Raw genomic sequence first — 22,958 nt, forward strand, 5'->3', positions numbered from 1 at the left:
CGCCGCCAACGACCTGCAGGTGGGCCAGACCGGCAAGATCGTGGCGCCCCAGCTCTACATTGCGGTGGGCATCAGTGGTGCCATCCAGCACCTCGCCGGCATGAAGGACAGCAAGGTCATCGTGGCCATCAACAAGGACCCTGAGGCGCCGATTTTCAGCGTGGCCGATTACGGCCTGGAAGCTGACTTGTTTGTGGCCGTGCCTGAACTCACCCAGGCGCTGGCACACTGAGGCCTGAACCTGGTCTGTTGTCGCCCTGGTCGCGAGTCATCATTTCAATCACACAAAGGAGTCATTTCATGCCCTGTACCCTCATCACCGGTTCTGCTTCCGGCATCGGCGCTGCGGCCCGTCAAGCGCTGCTGGCGGCTGGCCATATCGTCATTGGCGTCGATTTGCGCAATGCCGATATCATCGGCGACCTCTCCAGCGCCGAGGGCCGCAAGGCCGTCATTGCCGAGGCGCTGGCGCGCTGTGGCGGCGTGCTCGACGGACTGGTCCTGTGCGCGGGGCTTGGTGTGCAGACCAAGCCGGTCAGCCTGGTGGCCTCGGTCAACTACTTTGGCGCAGTCGAGTTGCTCGATGCCTTGCTGCCGGCGTTGCAAAAAGGCGTTAATCCGGCGGCGGTTGTGATTTCCTCTGTCGCCTCGGCGCACCTGCCCTGGGACAAAAATCCGCTGGCCGCCGCCTGCGAGGCCGGTGACGAGGCCCGGGTCAACGCCATCGTCAACGGTGCCGGAGAACACGGTGGCAATCTGGCCTACGCCGGCTCCAAGAATGCCCTGACCGTGGCCGTGCGCCGCCGCGCCGCCGCCTGGGGCAAGGCCGGTGTGCGCTTGAACACGGTGGCACCCGGTGCCACGGAAACCCCGCTGTTGCAGGCCGGCCTGGACGACCCGCGCTACAGCGAATCGATCAAGAACTTTGTCGCCCCGATCGCGCGCCGCGCCGACCCCAGCGAGATGGCTTCGGTGATCGCCTTCTTGATGAGTCCGCAGGCCAGCTTTGTGCATGGTGCGCAGTTCTATGTCGATGGTGGCGTGGACGCGCTGATGCGTCCGACGCAGTTCTGACAGACCGGAGCCAACCATGCTGAACCCCGAGCAGATGCAGGCTGCCGTGCACGAGTACGTGCGGGCGCTCAACGCCGCCGACTTGGACGCCATCGTCGCCCTGTTTGCTGACGACGCGGTGGTGGAGGACCCGGTGGGCTCCGAGCCCCGGCGCGGCCTTGCCGCGATCCGAGACTTTTATGCCGCCTCGGTGGCCATGAAACTGGTGGTGGCGCTGGAAGGGCCGGTGCGGGCGGTGGCCAATGAGGCGGTTTTCCCATTCAGCGTGTCGCTGGTGTTCAATGGCCAGCCGGTGGTGATTCGCCCGATTGACCATTTCCGCTTCAATGAGGCCGGGCGCATCGTGCAGATGCGGGCCTTTTTTGGGGGGTGACAACGCTCGCGTTCAATAACCTTGGAACAAAAAGTCCAACGCAGCGGTAATGCGCGCCTGATCATCACCCAGTGAAACGACGCAGTCTTTCAAGATGCGCTGGGGCACTGCACCCATTTTGGGTGTCTCCAGCAAGTAGTCCTTGCCCAGGATGTTGAACACCGGTGTCAATCGGGTGGGGAGTTTGACTGGTGCAAAGTGATCCAGGCTGCGTAGCGGAATCACCATGCGGCTGTCCAGGCTGTCGAGCAAATCGCTTTGGACATCGAGTAAATACGGCGTGGTTCTGGTCTGTGCACCCGGGTTGGGGTACACATCAAAACGCGCCATCAGAAAGTTCTCCACTGATCCAGCGGCAGACCTTCAGTTCCGATCGTGGCGTTATAGGCAGCAATGAAATCAGCATGCTCACTTCGCCAGCGATGCCGCTGTTCTTGCGCCACCAGTTCACGCAAGTAGCTGTCGCAGACCTGCGAGATATTGAGTTCAAGGGCCTTGGCTGCGTCGAGTACGTCGGCGCTCAAGCTCAAATTGGTGGCTCTTTTTAAGGGTTGACGAACTCGGACGCTGCGTTTTGCTGCGGTGGTTTGAATGGCAGACATATTGACTCTCAATGCGCATTAAATGATGCGCATATCTTAGCGACTATTTAATCGACACACTGTTTTTGTTCTTTTACCCGTGGCCAACAACCCTATCGCCGTTTCAGTTGCCCTTGAACTCCGGCTTGCGCTTCTCGATGAAGGCTTGCATGCCCTCTTTCTGGTCGCGGGTGGCAAACAGCAACTGGTTGGCCTTGCGCTCCAGCATCAGGGCGGCCTCCAGCGAGGCATCCACGCCCGCCAGCACCACCTCCTTGATTTGCATGGCTGCCAGTGGTGGCATGGCCGCAATCAGCTGCGCCATTTTCAACGCTTCGGGCAAGACCTGGTCATCTGGCAACACCTGGCTGACCAGCCCCATGATGCGCGCTTCTTCGGCGCTGACCGCTTTGCCGGTGAGCAGGATGCGCATGGCGTTGAACTTGCCCACGGCGCGCACCAGACGCTGGGTGCCGCCGATGCCGGGCATGATGCCGATGCGGATTTCAGGCTGGGAAAAGCTGGCGCTTTGGCCGGCCAGGATGACGTCGCAGTGCATGGCCAATTCGGCCCCGCCGCCAAAGGCGTAGCCGCAGACGGCGGCGATGATGGGTTTGGGGCAGCGTTCAATCGGGGCCCAGACGCGCTCGGTGTGGCGCTGCATGATCTCGATGGCGCCGCAACCCTCCATGCTTTTGATGTCGCCACCGGCGGCAAAAACGCGTTCGCCACCGGTCAGCACGATGGCGCGCACGCGCTCGTCGGCACTCAGTGTGCCAAAGACCTCTGAGAGCTGGGCCTGCAGCGTCAGGCTGAGCGCGTTGGTGGCCTCAGGGCGGTTCAGCCGCACCACGGCCACGCCGTCGCTGGGGTAGTCGAGAAGAATTTCTGGAGCTGTCGGGCTGGCAGACGGTGGCAATGGGGCGCTGGAAATCATGCAGAGGTCCTGTGGGTGATGGCACCACCGGATCGTCGTTCTTCCAAAGTGCCGCGACATCGTCCTTTTGGACGTATCTGGCAACAGCTGCAGCACTTAAATTCAAGACCATATGAATACAAATCCAGATTTTGATCAGCGTGTGGTTCTTGTCACCGGTGGCACCAAGGGCATCGGGCGCGGCATTGCAGAAGGCTTTTTGGCCGCGGGTGCCACCGTAGTGGTCTGCGCCCGCAGCACGCCCGAGACCCTGCCCGCGGCCCAAGGGCGCAGCGCCAGTTTTTTGCCCTGTGATGTACGGGACGCTGAGGCGCTGGCGGCGCTGATGGACTCGATCGTGCAGCAGCATGGCCGGCTCGATGTCGTCATTCATAACGCGGGCGGCAGTCCATCGGTGGAGGCGGCCACGGTGTCGCCACGTTTTCACGAGGGTGTGATTCGCCTGAACTTCATTGCCGCGCTGCACACGGCGCAGGCCGCCAATCGGGTCATGCAGCGCCAGGAGCAAGGCGGCGTCATTGTTTTGATTGGCAGTGTCAGCGCCATGCGCCCCTCGCCCGGTACGGCGGCTTATGGCGCTGCCAAGGCGGCGGTGCTGAGTCTGGCCTCGTCACTGGCCGTGGAATGGGCGCCCAAGGTGCGCGTGGTGGCGGTGAGTCCGGGGCTGGTGCGCACCGAGCAATCCGATTTGCATTACGGCGATGCCGCGGGAATCTCGGCGGTTGCTGCCACGATTCCCGCCGGTCGCCTCGCAGAGCCGGCTGATGTGGCGCAGGCGTGTTTGTTTGTCGCTTCATCGCGCGCTTCCTACCTCAGCGGCACCAATTTGCTGTTGCATGGCGGCGGCGAGAAGCCGGCGTTTCTGGAGGCGGCCCAAAAGGGCAAGGCATGACGATGGCAATGGCAATGGCCTCACAACAAGGAGAAAGTCTTGGCTGAACAAGCGTTTATGAAAGATGTCCGCGCACTCGTGGGCAAGGTGTATGGGCGTGTCTATGCATGGGACAAGGTGAATGCACCGATGATCCGGCAATGGTGCGAGGTGATGGGGGTGGACAACCCGCTCTACACCGACCCGGCGTTTGTGGCCAGCTCGGCGCACCAGGCGCCACGAGGCTTGGTGCTGGCGCCGCCTGCCATGCTGCAGGTCTGGTGCATGGAGGGCATGCACGCCAACAACTACCCGCCTGGCTCCACTACCGAGAACCCCTATGAGGTGCTCAAGCTGTTTGAAGCGCAGGGCTTCCCGGCCGTGGTGGCGGTGAACTCTGACTTGAGCTTCGCGCGCTACCTGCACGAGGGCGAGCGCGTTTATTACACGACCCTGCTGGAGAGCGTGGGGGAAGAAAAAACCACTGGTCTGGGCACCGGCTATTTCGTCACGCTGATCATGACCTTCTTTTCAGAGCAAGGCGAGGGCGCGGACGAGCAAGTCGGGCAGCTGTTGTTCCGTGTCTTCAAGTTTCGTCCGGCGGCTGCGAACAAGCCCGCCACCGATCAGGCGGCGCCAGCTGTTGCACCGGTCGTCAAACGCCCGCGTCCGGGCATCAGCGACGACACACGCTTTTTCTGGGACGGCGCACGCGAAGGCAAGCTGCTGATCCAGCGCTGCAAAAGCTGTGGTGCATTGCGTCACCCGCCCGGCCCGGTGTGCCCGAGCTGCCACTCGTTTGAGTGGGACACGCTGCAAGCGTCCGGTCGCGGCACGGTCTATTCCTTTGTGGTCATGCATTACCCCGAGGTGCCACCGTTTGATCACCCGAACCCGATTGCCCTGATCGAACTTGAGGAAGGGGTGCGGCTGATTTCGCAGTTGGTCGGTGTCAAGCCCGGCGCTGTGCAGATTGGCGCTACGGTGCAAGTTGAGTTCAATACCTTTGATGGCGACCTGGTGTTGCCCCAATTCCGGCCGGTGGCCGCTGACTGAGGACCTCCAAGATGGATTTTCAATTTTCCGAGGACCAGCGCGCCTTTGCCGACATGGCACAAGGCTTGTTCGCTGATTTTTGCAGCGATGAACAACTGCGCAAACATGACGTTTCTGGCGCGCCCTTCATGCACGATTTGTGGCAGCAATGCGTCGCGGCCGGTTTGCACACCATGATTCTGTCTGAGGCTGACGGCGGTCTGGGGCTGGGCATGACCGAACTGCTGGCCGTGTTGGAGCAGCAGGGCCGGGCCTTGGCGTTGGTGCCCTTGTGGGAACAGCAGGTGGCGGCGGCGGCGCTGGCCCGGTTCGCACCGCAAGCCAGTGCTGACGCACTGGCGCAGGCGCTGGCGGGTCAACCGCTGGCGCTGTCGCTGGCCGCCTTGTCGGCGTCCCGGGGGCCGGCCTTGCAGGTGCGGGATGGCCAACTGCTTGGCTTGGCACCGGCGGTGGCGCTGGCTGGGCAGGCATCGTTTGCCCTGCTGGCTGCCGACGATGCGGGCAGCTTGCGCCTTGCTCTGGTTGATCTGAGCCAGCCAGCAGTTCGGCTTGAGACGGGTTTGAGTCAGCACCACCTGGGACTGGCGGACGTGCATTGTGATGCTGCTGCCGTGCTGGCGCTGCTACCTGTTGAGGCCACCGTCTGGGTCGAGCAGCGCGCGATTGCCGCACTGGCGGCATTACAGCTGGGGGTGACCGAGCAGCAACTGCGGCGCACGGTCGAGTACGTCAGCGAGCGCAAACAGTTTGACCGGGTGATTGGCAGCTTTCAGCTGGTGGCCGGCCAAATGGCCGATGGCTACATCGCGCTAGAGGCGCTGCGCAGTTCGCTGAGCCAGCTGGTGTATCGCCTGGATGCCGGCCTGGGTTGTGAGCCGCAGGCGCTGGCCACACGCACCCTGTCCAACGACACCGGCCACCGCGTCGGCCATATGGCACAGCATGTGCACGGTGGCATTGGTGTTGATCTCACGTACCCGATCCACCGCTTTTTGTACTGGAGCCGCGCGCTGGGCAGCACGCTGGGCGGTACCGAACAGCACCTCGAAAAGCTGGGCAACTGGCTGGCGGACAACGACACCCTGGGATGGAAATATGACCTCGCCGAAAACTGATCTCATGACCCAAGGCTTTGACAGTGTGGCGCTTGGCACTGAGTTGCCGCCGCTGGCCGTGCCCATCACGGTGCCGCTGATCGCGGGTGGCGCCATTGCCACACGTGACTATTTTCCGGGCCATCACGACCTGGAAGCCGCGCGTGGCTTGGGCACACCGCACATCTTCATGAACATCCTGACCACCAACGGGCTGGTGCAGCGCTTTGTGGAAGCCTGGTGTGGTCCGGGCGGCGTGTTCTGTGATCTGAAAATCAAACTGGGCGCGCCCAATTTTCCGGGGGACACCATGACCTTCAGCGGCACGGTCAGTGACAAGCGCGATGCCGACCGCAGTGTGGAGATCACGCTCAAAGGCAAAAACTCGATGGGCAATCACGTCACCGGCACGGTGCGTGTGCGCCTTCCCTGACGTGGCATGACCAGGAATCTTCCCTCTATGAACGACACAAACATCTCCGGTCGCGCCGCCATTGTTGGGCTTGGCGCCACGGAATTTTCCAAGAACTCGGGTCGCACCGAGATCAGACTGGCCATGGAGGCCACGCTGGCGGCGCTGGCCGAGGCGGGCATTGACCCTTCTGAAGTGGACGGCTTTTCGTCCTATTCGATTGACAAGGTGCCCGAGTACGAAATCGCCCGCCTGCTGGGCGCCAACAACATCAAGTTCTTCTCCCAGGTGCCGCACGGCGGTGGCGCGGCTTGCGCCCCGGTGTTACATGCCGCCATGGCGGTCGCCACCGGCATTGCCAAGACCGTGGTGGTCTACCGTGCCATGAACGAGCGCAGCTGGTACCGCTTTGGCAACGGCAATTACGGCTTTGGTTCCTCGCCGATTGTCGAGAACGTCAATTACGGTTGGTACATGCCTTACGGCTTTCACACCCCGGCGGCCTGGGTCGGCATGTTTGCCCAGCGCTACATGCACACGTATGGTGCGACCAGCGAAGACTTCGGCCGGGTCGCGGTGGCAGCGCGTGATTTTGCCGCCACCAACCCGGCGGCATTCTTCTATGGCAAGCCGATCACTTTGGCCGACCACCAGGCCTCGCGCTGGATTTGTGAACCGCTGCATTTGCTGGACTGCTGCCAGGAGTCTGACGGTGCGGTGGCCATGGTCATCACGTCTGCTGAGCGGGCCCGTGACCTGCGCGCCAAGCCCGTCATCATCAAGGGCGCGGCGCAAGGCATGAGCGATGGCCAGCAAATCATGACCTCCTACTACCGCGAGGACATCACCGGCCTGCCCGAGATGGGCCTGGTCGCCAGGCAGCTCTGGCAGCAAAGCGGCCTGACGCCGCAGGACATCCAGACCGCCGTGATTTACGACCATTTCACGCCCTTTGTGCTGCCCCAGCTCGAAGAGTTTGGTTTTGTGAAGCGGGGCGAGGCGAAAGACTTCATCCGTGCCGGCCAGCATGCACGCGGCGGCAGCCTGCCCATCAACACCCACGGCGGCCAGCTCGGCGAAGCCTACATCCACGGCATGAATGGCATCGCCGAAGGCGTGCGCCAGGTGCGTGGCAGTGCCGTCAACCAGGTGGCCAATGTGCACAACGTGCTGGTCACGGCCGGTACCGGCGTGCCGACCAGCGGCCTGATCCTTGGCGTCGACTGATTCATCCAGCAGGAGCAACACCCATGTTCATCGATTTAACCCCCGAACAGCACCGCCTGCGTCTGCAGGTGCGTGACTACTTCAATGCCTTGATGACGCCCGAGTTGCGCGTCACGCTGCGCGGCGCCGAAAGCGGCGACGACTACCGCCAGACCATTCGCCAGATGGGCCAGGACGGCTGGCTGGCCATTGGCTGGCCCAAGGCTTTTGGTGGCCAGGGTCTTTCGGCCACGGAGCAGCTGATCTTTTTTGAAGAGGCCAATATCGCGGGCGCACCGCTGCCCTTCGTGACCATCAGCACCGTGGGGCCGGCCCTGATGGAGTTCGGTACCGCGGCGCAAAAGGCGCGCTACCTGCCGGGCATGGCGCTGGGTGAGACGATTTTTGCGATTGGTTACTCAGAGCAGCAGGCCGGTTCTGACCTGGCGACCCTGAAAACGCAGGCCCGCCTGGAGGGCGATCTGGCCACCGGCCGTTTCATTGTGAATGGCGCCAAGCTCTGGACCTCGGGCATCGAGGCGGCCGACCATGTCTGGCTGGCGGCCCGCACCAGCCCGGACCTGCCGCGTCACAAGGGCATCTCGCTGCTCATTTTGGACACCGGCGCACCGGGTTTGTCGCACACGCTGATCCAGACCGTGGGTAATTACACCTCGGCCACCTACTACGACAACGTCGAGGTGCCCGCCGACCGGCTGGTGGGGGAGTTGCATGGTGGCTGGAAATTGATCACCGCCCAGCTCAACCATGAGCGCCTCGGCCTGGGTTCCTGGGCCGACAAGGTGTTTGGGCCGTTTCGCAAAGTCTTGTTGTGGGCCAAGGCCCGTGATGAGCAGGGCCGCCGCGCGGTCGATCAGCCCTGGGTGCGTCGCGCGCTGGCTGAATGTTATGCGCGGATGGAGGCCATGCGCCTGATCAATTTCCGTATCGCGGCCAGTCTGGACGCGGGCGGCATGGACGTGGCGCTGGCGTCTGCCACCAAGGTCTATGGCTCGGAAGGCATGGTGGACATCCTGCGCCGCTTGATGGACATCGTCGGATCCAGCGCCCTGGTGCGTGACGGCTCCAGCGCCGCCTTTTTGATGGGTGAGCTGGAGTACGAGCTGCGCTCGGCCGCCATCAACACCTTTGGCGGCGGCACCAATGAAATCCAGCGCGAGTTGATCGCGCAGTTTGGCCTGGGTATGCCGCGCCCGGTGCGCTGACATTGAAGCCGTTAAAAAAGGAGATCACGTGACAGCAGCAAATACCGTACCGCGTGAAGTGACACAGGCCAAGCTCGACCGCCGTGCGGCAGTGAGCATGGCCTTTCGGGCCTCGCAAACGGACACCACCGCCGAGCGTGTCGAGGCGTGTGCGCAGCAGTTCGGTGCGCGCCCCTGCATTTATTACGGTGACCAGCGGTGGAACTACAGCCAGTTCAATGAAGCCGTCAACCAGGTCGCCCACGCGGCGCAGGCACTGGGCGTGCGCAAGGGCGACACCGTGGCTTTGGCCATGGAAAACCGGCCTGAATTTTTCTTTGCCTGGATGGGACTGAGCAAGCTCGGCGCCGTGGTGGCCTTCATCAACACCCATGTCAGTGGCAAAGTGCTGACACACGCCCTGGACGTGCTGGGGGCCAAAACGGTCATCGTCGGCGAAGAGTGCCTGCCCCACTTCGCCACGACCCCTGGCTTGCCCGCAGATCTGCGTTGCTGGCTCTGGCCTGACGTGGAGCATCCCGCCACACCCGCGCAGCGTGCCCTGTGCGCGCTTGACCTGGGCGCGTTGGTCCAGGCGGCACCACGGACCAACCCGCCGCTTGCGTGGCGCGCCGGCCTGGTGGCGGGTGATACCGCCCAGTACGTCTTTACCTCGGGCACCACCGGCCTGCCCAAGGCTGCCGTCATCAGCCATGCGCGCTGGCTGATGGCCGGTGCCAGCATGAAAGAGGTCTGGGAGGTTAAGCCTGAAGACTGCATTTATTGCTTCCTGCCGCTGTACCACGGTGCCGCTTCCATGTCGGCCACCGCCACGGCCCTGGCTGCGGGTGCCAGCCTGGCGGTGCGGCGCAAGTTCAGCCGGCGTGAATTCTGGGGTGACGTGAGGCGTTATGGTGTCACCATGTGCCAGTATGTGGGCGAAATCTGCCGTTTCCTGCTCAGCACGCCCGCTAGTCCGGACGACAAGAATCACACCCTGCGAAAAATGACCGGCACGGGTATGGCGCCCGAGGTCTGGAACCAATGGGTGGATCGGTTTGGTGAGACCCAGATTTTTGAGGGGTGGGGGTCGACGGAAGCCAATGCCAGCACCATCAACCTGGACAACCGGATCGGTTCCTGTGGCCGTGTCCCATTTTGGGACAAGACCAATCTGCGTTTGGTGCGTTACGACATTGAGACCGATAGCCACCCGCGCGACGCCAACGGCTTCATGCAACTCGCCGACATCGACGAGCCGGGCGAGGCCATCGGCATGATTTATGACTACCCCGACATCGTGGCGGGCCGCTTTGAGGGCTATACCTCCGTGGAGGCGACCGAGAAGAAAATCTTGCGCGACGTCTTCCAGAAAGGTGATGCCTGGTGGTCCTCAGGCGACATGCTGCGCTGCGATGCCGACGGTTATTGCTGGTTTGTCGACCGCATTGGCGACACCTTCCGCTGGAAGAGCGAGAACGTGTCGACCACTGAGGTGGCTGATGCCCTGGGAGATTTTCCGGGTCTGGATGCCCTGACCATTTACGGCGTACGTGTGCCGGGCCATGACGGGCGCGCCGGCATGGCTGCGTTGGTGCTGCATCCGGGCGCCAGCTTTGACCCGGCGGCGTTCTGGGCCTTGGCGCTGGCGCGCCTGCCGCGCTACGCCGCACCGCTGTTTTTGCGCCTTGCCGCCACCGCCGACATGACGGGCAATTACAAGTTGCGCAAGGTCGATTTGCAGCGCGAGGGCTTTGACCAGGCGCTCGTACGCGACCCGTTGTTTGTGCGCGACGACAAGGCCAAAACCTATGTGCCGCTGGAAACCGCCAGCCTGCTGCGGAGCACTTCGGCATGACGCGCCTGCATGCCAGCGCCGTGCTTGACTACCCGTTTGAGGCACCAGCCACCGATGGCTCGGTGGTCGAAATTGCACCGGGCATCTTGTGGGCGCGCATGCCCATGCCGATGGCGCTGGACCACATCAACGTGTACCTGCTGCGCGGCGACGCGGGCTGGACCCTGATCGACACCGGCTTGAACACCGACACCGCACGCGCGCGCTGGGAACATATCGCGGCCAAGCACCTGCAAGGCCTGCCCATCGTTCGTCTGGTCTGCACCCACATGCACTATGACCATGCCGGGCTGGCGAGCTGGCTGTGCGAACGCTTTGACATTCCGCTGCACATGACGCATGGTGAATACTTCATGATGCGTGCGTTGTCCGAGCCCATACCCGACCCCCTGCCACCGTCGCAAATGCTGTTTTACCAACGTGCCGGGCTGCCCCAGGAGCGGCTGGACCGCATGTGGAACGCCATGCGTCAGGACCCGTTCCGGGCCCCGCAACCGCAGTCGTTCACGCGGCTGCGCGGGGGCGACGTGATTCGGCTCGGCACGCGCGACTGGCGTGTGGTCATTGGCGAAGGCCACTCGCCTGAACATGCCTGCCTGTACTGCGAGCAGGAGCGCATTTTGATTGCGGGCGACCAGCTGCTGCCACGCATCAGCTCCAACGTGCTGGTCACCAGCATCGAGCCCGAGGCCAATCCGCTGCAGCTGTGGTTAGACTCGCTGTCCCGTCTGGAGGGGCTGGCGCCCGACACGCTGGTGTTGCCCTCACACGAGCGGGTATTTCGCGGGCTGCATGCGCGCACCCAGGAGCTGCGCGAACACCATCAGCGCCAGTTCGACATGCTGCGGGAGCACCTGGCCGAACACCAGGCTTGCACCGCATTTGAGGCCATGCTGTGCCTGTTTCCGCGCTTGCGGGGGCCGGTGGACGACATGCTGGCCCTGGGCGAGACCATTGCGCACCTGTCGTGGCTGCGCTACGCTGGCGTGCTGCGTCGTGTGCTCGATGAAGATGGTGTTTACCGTTTCAGGCTGGCTTAACAAAACGCAAGGAAGCTTTTATGCAAGACATGGATACATTTCGCAATGAAACCAGGCAATGGCTGGAAGCCAATTGCCCGATCGCCATGCGTGAGCCGCTGACCGCCGATGGCATGGTTTGGGGCGGTTCGCTAGTTGAGTTTGGTAACGAGGACCAGCGCGTCTGGTTCGAGCGCATGCGCGACCGCGGCTGGTTTGCGCCAGGCTGGCCTGCCGCTTATGGCGGCGGTGGCCTGTCGCCCAAGCAGGCGCGCATTGTGGATGAAGAGATGCAGCGCCTGGGTTGCCGCCAACCCCAGTTCAACCTGGGGGTCTGGATGCTGGGTCCGGTACTGCTGGAGCTGGGCACCGAAGAGCAAAAGCTGGAACACCTGGTGCCGATGATGCAGGGTCGGGCGCGCTGGTGTCAGGGCTTCAGCGAGCCCAATGCCGGCTCCGACCTGGCCAGCCTGAAGACGTCTGCGCGCAAGGACGAGCACGGCGATTTCATCGTGAATGGCTCAAAAATCTGGACCTCTTACGGCGACAAGTCCGACTGGATGTACGCCCTGGTGCGCACCGACACCACGGTGCGTAAACAAGAAGGCATCAGTTTCCTGCTGATCGACATGAAAGCCCCGGGCATCACCGTCAAGCCGATCGAACTCATCAGCGGCAAGTCGAGTTTTTGCCAGGTATTTTTTGACGAGGTACGGGTGCCAGCGAAACAACTGGTCGGCCCGCTCAATGGCGGCTGGACCGTGGCCAAGAAATTGCTGCAACACGAGCGTGCCGCCATGTCCAAGTTCAGCGAGGGTGCAGCGCCCTCTCACGATGCGCTGGCGGTGGCACGGCCCTTCCTGCTCGACGAGACCGGTGCCGTTTGCGAGCCCGTGTTGCGCGACCGCCTGGCCGGACTGCTGATGGATGCCCATGCGTTCTCGCTGACCCATCGCCGGGTCATGGCGCAGGGTATGGCACGCATGGATGTCAGCGGCCCGCTCTCCATCATGAAACTGGTGCAAACCGAACAAGAGGTAGCCAAGTACGAGTTGCTGATGCAAGTCATGGGGCTGCGCGGCCTGAGCTGGGAGGGGCCGGAGTTCAGCCAGGACGAGCATGACATTGGCCGCCAGTGGATGCTGGCCAAGACCACCACCATTGCGGGCGGCAGCAGTGAGGTACAGCTCAACATCATTGCCAAGCGCGTGTTGGGGATGCCGGGTTAAAACAAATGATGCAAGCACAACACAACAGAGAGCCATGTGATGAATTTTTTGCTGAATGATGAACAAAGACAGCTCGCTGACAGTGCCCGCGAATTCCTCGCCGCCCAGTCGCCCGTGAGCTTGCAGCGCCGCCTGCGCGACACCCGTGCGCCGTTGGCTTATGACACGGCGCTGTGGCAACAGGTGATTGATCTGGGTTGGCCTGCAGCCGTTTTTCCGGAAGACGAGGCTGGCCTGGCTGTGGGTTACATGGGGCTGGGTGCCGTTTTTGAGGCCATGGGGCGCACGCTGGCCGCCTTGCCGCTGCTGTCCTCGGTGGCCCTGTGTGGCGAGTTGCTGCTGGCGGCCGGTGACGCGGCGCAACGGGCGCGCTGGCTGCCCGGCCTCATGACCGGCGAAGCGCGCATGGCGCTGGCGCTCGATGAGCGTGGACGCCACGACCCGACGCGCATTACCACCCGTGCCCGGCACCAGGATGCCGGCTGGGTGCTGGATGGCGAGAAGTGGTTTGTGATGGACGGTATCGGCGCCCAGGCACTGATGGTGGTGGCCCGTGTGCTCGGCGCAGCAGGCGAAGACGAAGGTCTGGGCCTGTTTGTGGTTGAGACCGATCAGCCCGGCGTGACGCTGGCGCCGACCTGTCTGGCCGATAGCCGAAATTATGCCCGGCTGACCCTGACGGGTGCGCAAGTCGCGGGCGATCACCGCCTGAATGAGGCCAGCGATGTCAAACAGGCGCTTGATGCGGCGCTTGACCGGGCTTGCGCCTGCCTGGCGGCCGAGGCGCTTGGCGTGGTGCGCGAGGTCTTTGAGCGCACCGTCAGTTACCTGAAGGAGCGGGTCCAGTTTGACGTGGTCATCGGCAGCTTTCAGGCCTTGCAGCACCGGGTCGCCCGGCTGTATGTCGAGCTGGAAATGTTGGAGAGCTGTGTCCGTGCTGCACTGGCGGCGATCGACGCGGCGGACCCTGAGTTGCCGCTGCTGGCCAGCCTGGCCAAGGCACGGGCCGCCGATTTGTGTGAAAAAATCGCCAACGAGGCTATTCAATTACACGGTGGCATTGGCGTCACCGACGAGTTTGACCTGGGCCTCTTTGTCAAGCGTGCCCGGGTGTTGCAACAAAGCTTGGGCGACGGTTTGTATCACCGCAATCGCTATGCTCAACTGAAAAGGTTTTAAAGCCATGACGACCCATTTGTCTCATTCTGATTTGCTCGCCAGCGCGGCGCAATGCCGCGCCCAACTGACCGGGCCAGGTGCCCCGTTCGAGCTTGAAACCATTGCGGTGAATGGCCAGGCGATGCAGGTCTACCGCCATGCCTCCAGCAGTTTGCCCGCATTGATCAATGCCGGGCGTGTCCATGCTGATCTCGAATTCATGGTCTATGAAGGTGATCGCTGGAGCTTCGGCCGATTCTTTGCCGCCGTCGATGCGCTGGCCGGGCGCTTGCAAGCCGATCACGGCGTGCAAAAGGCAGACCGGGTGGCGATTGCCATGCGCAACCGTCCTGAGTGGGCTGTGGCCTTTGCGGCCGTGGCACTGCTGGGTGCGATACCGGTGCCACTGAACAGCTTTGGCTTGCATGACGAATTGATGGACAACCTGCGCGATGTTCAGCCCGTGCTGTTGGTCTGCGACCAGGTCCGTCATGAGCGTGTTGCTGCTGATCTGCCTGCTATCGGATGCCGTTCCATCGTGGTCGATGCGCCGTCGTCCGGCACCCCGGACTGGGCGGCCCTGATCAGTCCGGGCGGGCCCGTGATGGTCAGCCCAGCTTTGCAGGCCGATGATCCCGCGCTGATTCTCTTTACCTCGGGGGCCAGCAGCAAGGCCAAGGGGGTGCTTTCTACCCAGCGCGCCGTGTGTCAGGCACTTTTCAATATTGACTACATCGGGGCGATTTCGGCCATGACTTCGCCCGCAGTGATCGCGGTGATGATGGCGCGCCGGTTGCAGCCCACCACTTTGACGGCTGTGCCGCTGTTCCATGTCAGCGGCTTACATGCGCAGTTGCTGGCCTCCTTGCGCCACGGCCGTCGCCTGGTGTTCATGCACCGTTGGGATCCAGCCACAGCGCTCGAAACAATTAGGGCCGAGCGCATCACCCAATTCAATGGGGCACCGGCCATGGTTCAGCAATTGCTGGCCCAACCCGGCTTTGACGACCCCGCACTTACCAGCACGCTGATGGGCATCGGGTTTGGCGGCGCCGGCTTGCCGCAGCGCCTGATTGACGAGGTGCTCAAGCGCCGTGGCGACGGCATGAACGGCGTTGGTTTTGGCATGACCGAGACCAACGGTGTCGGCGCAGCTGCAGCGGGCAGCTTGTTCAAGGCCTACCCGGATAAATCAGGCTTGCTGTCGCCCATCATTGAGCTGCGGGTGGCTGAATTCGATGGCACCCCTTTGCCTGCCGGCGAGGCCGGCGAGTTGTGGTTGCGCGGAGTGACAGTAATGCAGGCTTATTGGGCCCAACCCGAAGCCACTGCCGCCGTGTTCAGCGATGGCTGGTTGCGCAGCGGCGACATTGGTTTTCTGGATGCCAACGGCTTCATTCGCGTGGTGGACCGCATCAAGGACGTGATCAACCGCAATGGCGAAAAAATTGCCGCCGCCGAGGTCGAGTCCTGCCTGTTGCAACACCCCGGACTGGTCGAGGCAGCCGTCTTTGCCCAGCCTGATGACGTGACTGGTGAAGCGGTGGTGGCAGTGGTGGTGACGCAACCAGGTGTTGTCTTGACGCAGGCCGCCGTACGTGACCACGTTGCCGCGCATCTGGCCGCCTACAAGGTGCCAGTTCGGGTGTACTTGCGCGATGAGCCCTTGCCTCGCAATCCGGCAGGCAAGATGCTCAAGACCGTGCTCAAACGCGAATTGCTAAAAACTTGAGTATTGCGGGATTAGGGTCCACCATTAGTCTAATTAGACGATGAAGCGACGGACCACCGCGCCAACAATAACAAGGTCGAAACATTTGTATGCGCAGGATGCCTGCCAGCTTCAGCAACTGTATCGACAGTCGCATCCAGCGGCAAATGATCAGCTATCCCTACCGAAGGAAACTTGAATGAAAAATGTGATGACTTACGCGCCCATCGTCGTTGCGATGAGCCTGCTAACTGCTGGCGCAGCACTGGCCAAAGTGCCCGCCGCTGAAGCCGACAAACTTGGCAAGGAGCTGACCTGTCTCGGTGCTGAAAAAGCGGCCAGCAAAGACGGCAGAATCCCCGAGTTCTCCGGCAAGTGGCTGGGTACCCCACCGGGAATCCAGTACACCCCGCACGTGGGTCAGCACCCGGTGGACCCCTACCCGAATGACAAACCGCTGTTCAGCATCACGGCCGACAACATGGCCCAGTATGCGGACCGCTTGACCGAGGGGCAGAAGGCACTTTTTGCGAAGTTTCCAAAAGCTGCGCGCATGGACGTGTACCAGAGCCGCCGCGACTTCCGCCACCCCGATTCCGTCTGTGAGATCGCCAAGAAGAACGCCCTGAGCGCGGAGCTCACTGAAACAGGCATGGGCGTCAAGGGCGGCTTCAAGGGTGCGATTCCGTTCCCGATGCCAAAGAACGGCAACGAGGTCATCATGAACAACATGACGCCCTACCGCGCGTTCACCGAAACCACAGTGCGCGATTTTGCCGGCGTCCTGTCCAATGGCAACATCACGTGGGGCCGCCAGGACAACAGTAGCCTGAACATTGTTGGCGCGCCGGGCGAGATCGGCAAACCGCTCGAAGGACTGATGGCGAAGAGCCGCGTCAAGACCTTGTTGCCCGAGCGCGACAAGGGCGGCATGAGTGTGTCGCAGGAGCCGCTGGATTTTGGCAAAGACAAGCGTTTGGCCTGGGTCTACGATCCTGGCACACGTCGCGTTCGCATCGTGCCCGAATATGGTTTTGACCAGCCTATTGGCGGCAGCGGTGGCAAGATGACGATTGACTCTGACCGTCTGTTCAATGGCTCGCCCGAGCGCTACAACTTCAAACTGGTGGGCAAGCGCGAGGTGTTCATTCCGGCGAATGCCTACAAGGTGCACGGCAAGGACGTCAAGTACGCAGACCTGCTCAAAGTCGGTGTGCCCAACCCCGATTTCATACGCTGGGAAGCACGCCGCGTGTGGGTGGTGGAAGGCACCGTCAAGGAAGGTTACCGCCACCTGTATGCCAAACGCGTGATCTACTTCGACGAGGACACCTGGCATGCCGTGATGTCTGATTTTTATGACGCCCGTGGCCAGTTGTGGCAGTACGCCTACATCAACTACTACTACGCCTTCGACATCAATGGCTGGCAGGCGGGTACCAGCTTCTACCATGACCTGAACGCAGGCAGCTACATCGGCTACAACCTGTTCCAGGAACGTGACAAGGGTCCGGTGCTCAACAAGGGCGACCTGAAGGACGCCATGTTCACTCCTGAATCCGCTCGCTCGGCAGGCAACTGATCCCCTTCAAGGACTACTCATTATGAAAACTCGTCTCCTCTTTACCCCTGTCGCCGCCGCGGTGCTGGCACTGACAGCCGGTGCCGCCGCCCATGCCGGTGAAACCATTGAATTCGAAAACGGTGCCAAGCTGGAATGGCGTGTCAACGCCAACTACACCCTGGCGCAGCGCATGGAAAGCCCCGACGCCGTGCTCGCCGCCAGTGCCGCGGGCAATGACGGCAACAACAATTTTGCCAAGGGCGCACTCACGGCCAACCGGCTCGCCCTGTTGTTCGAAAGCAAGTTGTCCAAGGGGGACAGCGGTTTTGTGCTGTCGGCCAGCAGCTTCTATGATGCGGTTTACCACGGCACCAATGACAACAATCCGTCTGCGGCGAACCCCAACCGGGTCAGCAAACCGGCTCCGTTCAATGAATTTACGAACGACACCAAACGCTACCACGGCGGTTACAGCCGCATCCTGGATGCGTACGGTTACACATCCTTTAACTTGGGCGATACGAGTCGCGCGACCGTGCGCCTGGGGCGCCACGTGGTCAATTGGGGCGAGGCCTTGTACTTTCCCAACATCGCTGCGGCTCAAGGCCCGTTTGATGGCACCAAGGCAGCCGTTCCCGGGACCGAGGTAAAAGACTCCATCCTGCCCGAGGACCAGATCTCGGCCAGCTTCGAGATCTCGCCGCGCTGGACGGTGGTGGCGCAGGCGCAATACGGCTTTCACGAGACGCTGGCGCCAGCCGCTGGCTCGTTCATGAGCACCTCGGATGTCACTGGCAATGGCGCCGTGTGTGCTGGTGTGTACTTTGGCTCGACGTGCTTCGGCATGACCCGCCAGGCCGATATTGTTCCTGGCGACACCGGCCAGTGGGGCATTGGTACACGTTTTCGCGTCACCGACGAGACCGAGGCCGGACTGTACTACCTGAGCTACAACGACCGGATGCCGCTACCGATCATGAAGCCTACTGGCCCGACGACCGGCAGCTATAACATTCGCTACCATGACGATGTCAAGATGCTGGCCGGCACGGTCAGCACCACGTTTGGCAGCTTCACCACCTACGGCGAAGTCAGCTTGCGAAAGGACACTCCGATTTTGGTGGGCGCCCTTGGAACACCCCAGCGTGCTGACGCCACCCAGATCAACATCGGCACCATGTACAACGTGGGCCGCACCAGCTTTGCGGATGCCATCACGGTGCTGGGCGAACTTTCATCGGTCAAGTACAGCAACTACGGTGTGCCCGAAAGCGGCCTGACTTTCAAGACCGATTCGGGCCTTGCTTTTGCAGGCACGGTGGCCCTTTCCTGGCCCGGCATCTTTGAGGGCTGGGACCTGAGCGTGCCGATCAGCTACTCCAGGCAGCTTGATGGCCGCACGCTGATTGGCACCTCCCTGAATGGCGAGAAAGATGAACGCTACAGCATTGGCGCCACCTTCACGCGCCGAGGTAATTTGTCGCTGGGCGTGACTTACCTGGGTTACAACGGCAGTGCCTCCACGGCAACACCGGGCAACCGGCTGTCCACCGACCGCGACCAATTGTCTTTCAACGCGAAATACTCGTTCTGAGGATTTATGAATTAAAAAAACGCCCGGGAAACCGGGCTTTTTTTGACTCAAAATTTGTGCAACTGAAGCAAGTGCAGTGCGAGGTCATCGCCAGTTGCGCAGGGCGGCCGCAAGCAAGGTGTTCAGGGTGCTGGCCGCAAGACCGCGCGGTTGCCGGTTTCCAGCAGCAGGTGCATCTGTCGAAACGAAATGCGCCAACCTGCCGGGGTGAGTTCCCATTGGTCATGGTATTCACCAATGGCTTCATAGTACAGCGGTGCCAGCTCGGCGCTGCCGCGGTGGGCTGCACGCACTGAAATTCGGCTGCTGACATGGCTGTCGGTCACATCGACCTGCAGATTGCCCAGCAGATGCTGGGTCGGGCCGCAACCACCCAGGTGTTTGCGCAGCATCGAGAGAATGGCCGCGCGATCCCGCAAGGGCCAGCCGCCGTATTCGGCATGGGCACTGTCGCTGAACACCGCGTCTATCCGCGACCAGTCGCGTTCATCACAGAGCCGGGCATAGCGGCACAGCACCTCGTGCAGATCGCGTTCGAGCAGCAGGTGTTCCAGATCGTTCAAGGCAGGTTTCTATTGCTTGCCGGCTTTTTCGGGCTTGCCCACCCCGAGCCAGCAGGCCATGGCGGGTAGCAGGAAGATCGCACCCAGCACGTTGACCAGGAACATGAAGGCCAGCAGGATGCCCATGTCGGCCTGGAACTTCAGGGCCGAGAAGAACCAGGTGCCCACGCCGATCGACATGGTGATGGCGGTGAACACGGCAGCGGTGCCGCGTTGCACCATGGCCTCGTAAAAGGCGTGACGCAAGGTGGCACCCAGATCGTCGATCTCGTGCTGAATACGTTCGAACAGGTAGATGCCGTAATCGACACCCACGCCTACGCCCAGCGCCACCACGGGCAGCGTGGCCACCTTCAGGCCAATGCCGGCGACGGCCATCAAGGCATTGCACAGAATCGAGACCAGGGTCAAGGGCACCACGATGCAGAGCACGGCGCGCCAGTTGCGAAAGGTCAGCCAGCACAGCACCGCGATGGCGCCGAAGATGGCGGCGAGCATGTTGACCTCGGCGTGTTCGACGGCTTCGTTGGTTGCGGCGGCCACCCCAGCGTTGCCGCCGGCAAGACGGAACCTGACGTTGGGCGTCTTGTCGGCTTCGATGAACTTGCTCACTTCCGTGACGACATGCTTGAGGGTGGCGCCTTCGTGGTCCTTGAGATAGAGCTGCAGGTGGATGACCTTGCAGCTCTCGTTGTTCATGCCGAGTTCGGGGTTGGCTGCCTTGGCACCAGTGCGCAAAGCCGCTTCGGTGCGTTGCAGCGCGGCCCAGCGCGGGTTACCTTCGTTGCTGCCGCCGGTGGCCAGTTTGGCCAGGCCGGCCACCGTGGTGACGGAGCGAACGCCGTCAACACCGCGCATGGTCAGGTCAAAGCGCTCCACGGCATTCATCACTGGCCAGTTCAGGCAAGCTTCATCAAGATTTTGGGTCTCCGCATAGACCGAGAGCACATCCATGCCAATGGAATAGTCGCGCACGATGGCGCTGTTGTCGCGGTTGTAACGCGACTCCTCGCGCAATTCGGGCACACCTGCGCCAATGTCGCCGGTCAGCAGGTGGCGTGACAGGGCGGTGCCACCGACCAGCAGTAGCACCGACACCAGCAGTGTGATCAAGGCGGGCTTGGGCTCGGCCAGGGCGGACACCCGCCACCAGACGGGATGCAGCTTGATGCTGTCGGCGGGCTCCTTGTCCTTTGATGCCTGTCCGGGCAGGTAGGAAAGAGCGACTGGCAAAATGACCTTGTTGGTGAGAATCATCAGCGTGACGCCAAGGCAGGCGGTCACCCCCAACTCGTGCACGATCGGGATGTCGATCAGCATGATGACCATAAAGCCAAGGGCATTGGTCAAGAGTGCCAAGGTGCCTGGAACTGCCAGCCGCCGGAAAGAATTCTTGGCAGCATTTTTTGAATCAACGCCCATGCTGACCTCGTATTTCCAGGCATTGGTCATCTGCACCGCATGGGATACCCCGATCGAGAAAATCAGGAATGGCACAAGGATGGACATGGGGTCAATGCCATAGCCGCCCAGTGGCAGCAGGCCGAGAAGCCAGAGCACCGGCAGCAAGGCCACTACCAGTGCCAGCAGCGTGAGATTGAGCGAGCGTGAGTAAGCCAGCAGCAGCAGGGCAGTGATGGTGAAGGCAATCGCAAAGAAGCTGATCACGATGACCAGCCCTTCCATGACATCTCCCAGCACCTTGGCAAATCCGACGATATGGATTTCGATATCGGGACCATTGAACTTGGTCCGGATGTCTTCCAGGCGCTTCGCCACATCGCTGTAGTCCAGGCGGTCACCCGTCTCGGGGTTGATTTCCAGAAGGTCCGCACGCACTAGCGCCGATTTGAGGTCATTGCCGACCAGTCGGCCAATTTGGCCGGATTTGGCCACGTTGGACCGCACCTGCGCCAAGCCCTGGACATCGGGCGTGAAGCGTGACGGAATGATGACTTCACCAACAAACCCGTCTTCCGTGATTTCCACGTAGCGCACGTTGGGCGTGTACAGCGAATACAACTGGCCACGGTTGACGCCTGGGATAAAGAACACCTCGTCGGTCACGTTGCGCAGCACATGAAGAAAGCGCTCGTTGAAAATATCGCCTTCGCCCTTCCATTTCACACTCACCATGACGCGGTTGGCGCCGGAAAAAGTGCTGGAATGCTCAAGGAAAGCCTGCATGTACGGGTGGCTCATCGGGATCAGCTTGTTGAAGCCGGCATCAAGGTGGGTGCGCAGGGCCGAAGCCCCCAGCAGCGAACTGAGCAAAACGGTCAGGACCAGAATGGATTTGCGCCAGTTGATCAGCTGATGTGCGATGGTTGCAATCAGCCGCTCGATGCGGGTCGCGGGTGCTCTGAGGGTCATGGTGCAACTCCAGTGGTGGCTTTGGCAGTTTCAGTGGTGTCAGTGCGGTGCATTTGCAGGCCTGCATCGCTTGCGATCCAGACCGTCCCGTCTGGCTGTAATTGAATGTCGGTGAGCGTGGCCCGGCCCTTGAGTCGGGTCAGGCTGAATGCCGCCCCCTGGTTGCTGCTGGTCGCCAGCATGCTGCCTTGTCCGACCAGCAGAAGCCGGCCGTCGGGCAACACCGCGTGGCCAAAGAAAGCCACCGGAGCAGGGATGGTGGCTTGGGTCCAGAGGGCGTCGCCCTGGTTGACATAGGCGTTGCCGCGCATGCCATAAGCCAGCCAGCCGCTATTGGGCAGCGACAGTGCGTTGTAAAAAGAGCCGTTGTAGAACTCGGGCACAGTTTTCCAGTCCTGACCCTGGTTGTCCGAGCGCAAGACCAGGCCGCGCTCACCCACGATCAGCCAATGCTGGCCGTCGGCTGAACCGACGATCCGGTTGAGGTGCTTGTCGTCTACTTTGGCATCCGGAAACTCAAGGGCGGTCCAGTCCTTGCCCTCGTTGCTGGATTGGATCGCGCGGCCAAAGGAACCCACTGCGATCCAGTTGCCGGAAGGCAGTCGCGCCACGCTCATGAGTGGTTCGCCGTTTTTCTCCTGGAATTGCAGCTCGCTCCAGCTCAGACCACCGTCGCGGGTGCCGAGAATCCAGCCCTCGTGGCCGACGGCCATGCCGGTCAGCCCGTCTTTGTCGAACACAATTTGGGTGATCAGGGCCTGGCGGTCATGCGACAGCTGCGTGGGCTGCCAGCTTTTGCCTTTGTCCCTGGAAATCAGAATATGCCCAAGTTCGCCGCCCGCCAGCAGGCCTGCCGAGGACGTTGCAAGGGTGTTGAAGTGCATTTTGTCGACTGCCAGCCGGGTTGCTGCCAGCGGCGGTGTGTTGCGGGGCGCAAAGGCCTGGGCCGCCGCCAGGGCCACCAGGGCAGCCATGGCCAATCCAACTAGGGTTCTCACGAATTGTCTCCTTCGAATTTGGCCGTGACGTGTGTCAGGCAGCTTGAATAGGCCGTATTCTTCACGCTGCAGTCATTCTTGC

Annotated in this window: 22 protein-coding genes; 16 read left to right on the forward strand and 6 right to left on the reverse strand. The window is 61.8% G+C overall.

The features are described 5' to 3' along the window. The 3 genes from Q7U49_RS04110 to Q7U49_RS04120 form a co-directional block, all read left to right on the forward strand. On the forward strand, positions 1-232 hold a 232-nt coding region (locus Q7U49_RS04110; RefSeq protein ID WP_304762488.1), incomplete at its 5' end, for an FAD-binding protein. A gap of 68 nt (positions 233-300) precedes the next feature. Continuing rightward, entirely contained in the window at positions 301-1,074 is a 774-nt protein-coding gene (locus Q7U49_RS04115; RefSeq protein WP_304762489.1) for an SDR family oxidoreductase, read from the forward strand. A gap of 16 nt (positions 1,075-1,090) precedes the next feature. Then, positions 1,091-1,447, forward strand: coding sequence for a nuclear transport factor 2 family protein (locus tag Q7U49_RS04120; RefSeq protein ID WP_304762490.1), 357 nt, complete (start codon positions 1,091-1,093; stop codon positions 1,445-1,447). Positions 1,448-1,459: 12 nt separating this feature from the next. Here the strand turns inward: Q7U49_RS04120 and Q7U49_RS04125 are convergent, their stop codons facing one another. The 3 genes from Q7U49_RS04125 to Q7U49_RS04135 form a co-directional block, all read right to left on the reverse strand. Then, positions 1,460-1,777: a CcdB family protein gene (locus tag Q7U49_RS04125; RefSeq protein WP_304762491.1), complete on the reverse strand. Its 318-nt coding sequence runs from the start codon at positions 1,775-1,777 to the stop codon at positions 1,460-1,462. After that, the gene (locus Q7U49_RS04130; protein ID WP_304762492.1) at positions 1,777-2,049 is read right to left on the reverse strand and encodes a type II toxin-antitoxin system CcdA family antitoxin; all 273 of its coding nucleotides are present in this window, start codon (positions 2,047-2,049) and stop codon (positions 1,777-1,779) included. The genes Q7U49_RS04125 and Q7U49_RS04130 overlap by 1 nt, the downstream gene beginning before the upstream one ends. A gap of 103 nt (positions 2,050-2,152) precedes the next feature. After that, the gene (locus Q7U49_RS04135; RefSeq protein WP_304762493.1) at positions 2,153-2,965 is read right to left on the reverse strand and encodes an enoyl-CoA hydratase; all 813 of its coding nucleotides are present in this window, start codon (positions 2,963-2,965) and stop codon (positions 2,153-2,155) included. A 112-nt stretch (positions 2,966-3,077) separates the two neighbouring features. Here Q7U49_RS04135 and Q7U49_RS04140 point away from each other — a divergent pair, with 112 nt between their 5' ends. The 13 genes from Q7U49_RS04140 to Q7U49_RS04200 all read left to right on the forward strand — a co-directional run bounded on the left by Q7U49_RS04140 (position 3,078) and on the right by Q7U49_RS04200 (position 18,942). After that, a complete protein-coding gene (locus Q7U49_RS04140; RefSeq protein WP_304762494.1) occupies positions 3,078-3,857 on the forward strand; it encodes an SDR family oxidoreductase in 780 nt (259 codons plus the stop codon). A 57-nt stretch (positions 3,858-3,914) separates the two neighbouring features. Further along, a complete protein-coding gene (locus Q7U49_RS04145; RefSeq protein ID WP_304762495.1) occupies positions 3,915-4,892 on the forward strand; it encodes a bifunctional MaoC family dehydratase N-terminal/OB-fold nucleic acid binding domain-containing protein in 978 nt (325 codons plus the stop codon). Positions 4,893-4,903: 11 nt separating this feature from the next. Next, on the forward strand, positions 4,904-6,007 hold the full coding sequence (locus Q7U49_RS04150; protein ID WP_304762496.1) for an acyl-CoA dehydrogenase family protein: 1,104 nt from the start codon (positions 4,904-4,906) through the stop codon (positions 6,005-6,007). Positions 6,008-6,011: 4 nt separating this feature from the next. Next, positions 6,012-6,419, forward strand: a complete 408-nt coding sequence (locus Q7U49_RS04155) for a MaoC family dehydratase (protein ID WP_304762497.1) — start codon at positions 6,012-6,014, stop codon at positions 6,417-6,419. Between the two features lie 27 nt (positions 6,420-6,446). After that, a complete protein-coding gene (locus Q7U49_RS04160) occupies positions 6,447-7,625 on the forward strand; it encodes a lipid-transfer protein (protein WP_304762498.1) in 1,179 nt (392 codons plus the stop codon). Positions 7,626-7,648: 23 nt separating this feature from the next. Further along, positions 7,649-8,830 carry an acyl-CoA dehydrogenase family protein gene (locus tag Q7U49_RS04165; RefSeq protein ID WP_304762499.1) on the forward strand — a complete coding sequence of 394 codons (1,182 nt, stop codon included), beginning with the start codon at positions 7,649-7,651 and terminating at the stop codon, positions 8,828-8,830. Positions 8,831-8,858: 28 nt separating this feature from the next. Next, positions 8,859-10,667 (forward strand): long-chain-acyl-CoA synthetase, encoded by a 1,809-nt coding sequence (locus Q7U49_RS04170; RefSeq protein ID WP_304762500.1) that lies wholly within the window; start codon positions 8,859-8,861, stop codon positions 10,665-10,667. Beyond that, on the forward strand, positions 10,664-11,707 hold the full coding sequence (locus Q7U49_RS04175) for an MBL fold metallo-hydrolase (RefSeq protein ID WP_304762501.1): 1,044 nt from the start codon (positions 10,664-10,666) through the stop codon (positions 11,705-11,707). Before Q7U49_RS04170 ends, Q7U49_RS04175 begins: the two co-directional genes overlap by 4 nt. A gap of 20 nt (positions 11,708-11,727) precedes the next feature. Beyond that, positions 11,728-12,915 carry an acyl-CoA dehydrogenase family protein gene (locus Q7U49_RS04180; RefSeq protein ID WP_304762502.1) on the forward strand — a complete coding sequence of 396 codons (1,188 nt, stop codon included), beginning with the start codon at positions 11,728-11,730 and terminating at the stop codon, positions 12,913-12,915. A gap of 39 nt (positions 12,916-12,954) precedes the next feature. After that, positions 12,955-14,094, forward strand: a complete 1,140-nt coding sequence (locus Q7U49_RS04185; RefSeq protein ID WP_304762503.1) for an acyl-CoA dehydrogenase family protein — start codon at positions 12,955-12,957, stop codon at positions 14,092-14,094. A gap of 4 nt (positions 14,095-14,098) precedes the next feature. After that, on the forward strand, positions 14,099-15,805 hold the full coding sequence (locus Q7U49_RS04190) for a class I adenylate-forming enzyme family protein (protein WP_304762504.1): 1,707 nt from the start codon (positions 14,099-14,101) through the stop codon (positions 15,803-15,805). A gap of 178 nt (positions 15,806-15,983) precedes the next feature. Continuing rightward, a complete protein-coding gene (locus tag Q7U49_RS04195; RefSeq protein ID WP_304762505.1) occupies positions 15,984-17,366 on the forward strand; it encodes a DUF1329 domain-containing protein in 1,383 nt (460 codons plus the stop codon). Positions 17,367-17,388: 22 nt separating this feature from the next. After that, positions 17,389-18,942 (forward strand): DUF1302 domain-containing protein, encoded by a 1,554-nt coding sequence (locus Q7U49_RS04200; RefSeq protein ID WP_304762506.1) that lies wholly within the window; start codon positions 17,389-17,391, stop codon positions 18,940-18,942. 122 nt (positions 18,943-19,064) lie between these two features. Here Q7U49_RS04200 and Q7U49_RS04205 read toward each other — a convergent pair whose 3' ends face one another. The 3 genes from Q7U49_RS04205 to Q7U49_RS04215 are packed head-to-tail and all read right to left on the reverse strand — an operon-like array spanning position 19,065 to position 22,876. Beyond that, positions 19,065-19,505, reverse strand: a complete 441-nt coding sequence (locus Q7U49_RS04205; protein ID WP_304762507.1) for a nuclear transport factor 2 family protein — start codon at positions 19,503-19,505, stop codon at positions 19,065-19,067. Between the two features lie 9 nt (positions 19,506-19,514). After that, positions 19,515-21,878 carry an RND family transporter gene (locus Q7U49_RS04210; RefSeq protein WP_304762508.1) on the reverse strand — a complete coding sequence of 788 codons (2,364 nt, stop codon included), beginning with the start codon at positions 21,876-21,878 and terminating at the stop codon, positions 19,515-19,517. Continuing rightward, on the reverse strand, positions 21,875-22,876 hold the full coding sequence (locus Q7U49_RS04215) for a YCF48-related protein (protein WP_304762509.1): 1,002 nt from the start codon (positions 22,874-22,876) through the stop codon (positions 21,875-21,877). Before Q7U49_RS04215 ends, Q7U49_RS04210 begins: the two co-directional genes overlap by 4 nt. Between the last annotated feature and the right edge of the window lie 82 nt (positions 22,877-22,958).

The organism is Rhodoferax sp. (assembly GCF_030653815.1).
In the GTDB taxonomy this organism is placed as follows: Bacteria; Pseudomonadota; Gammaproteobacteria; order Burkholderiales; family Burkholderiaceae_C; genus Rhodoferax.